The organism is Ralstonia sp. VS2407 (genome assembly GCF_052950655.1).
This window is the reverse complement of sequence record NZ_JBRFVG010000226.1, coordinates 1-477: the sequence shown is the minus strand read 5'-3', so window position 1 is coordinate 477 and position 477 is coordinate 1. Positions and strand designations below refer to the sequence as shown.

General features: G+C 71.9%; 1 protein-coding gene. It reads right to left on the bottom strand.

Annotated elements, in window-relative coordinates; all coding sequences use genetic code 11:
• Positions 1-477, bottom strand: a 477-nt coding sequence (locus tag ACU8YE_RS24755; RefSeq protein ID WP_446930089.1) for a M23 family metallopeptidase, incomplete at both ends; no start/stop codon positions are given.

Genomic DNA, 477 nt, shown 5'->3' with positions numbered 1-477 from the left:
AGCGGCGCGTTGATCTGCGCGAAGCCGAGCGGCGGCGTGGCGCCCGACGCGAGCCGGAAGCGCGCCTCGCTCGCGGCGCGCCGGAACGCGTCGAGCTGCATCGCCGACAGCGTGTTCTGCGCGTTCGCGAGCGCGACGAGCGGATCCACCGGCTGATCGTCGACGCGCACCTCGAAATGCAGATGCGGGCCCGTCGCCGCGCCCGTCGAGCCGACCGCGCCGATCCGCTGGCCCTGCGCGACCGCCGTCCCGACCTCGAGCTTCGGCGCGAACGCCGACAGATGCGCGTAGTAGGTCGACGAGCGGTCCGGATGGTCGATGACGACATACTTGCCGTAGCCGCCCGGATCGTAGCCGACGAACGACACGACGCCCGCCGCCGCCGCGTTCACGCGCGTGCCGGTGGGCGCGGCGAGATCGACGCCCGTATGCATCTGCAGGATGTGCGACAGCGGATGCACGCGCATCAGCTCGTAC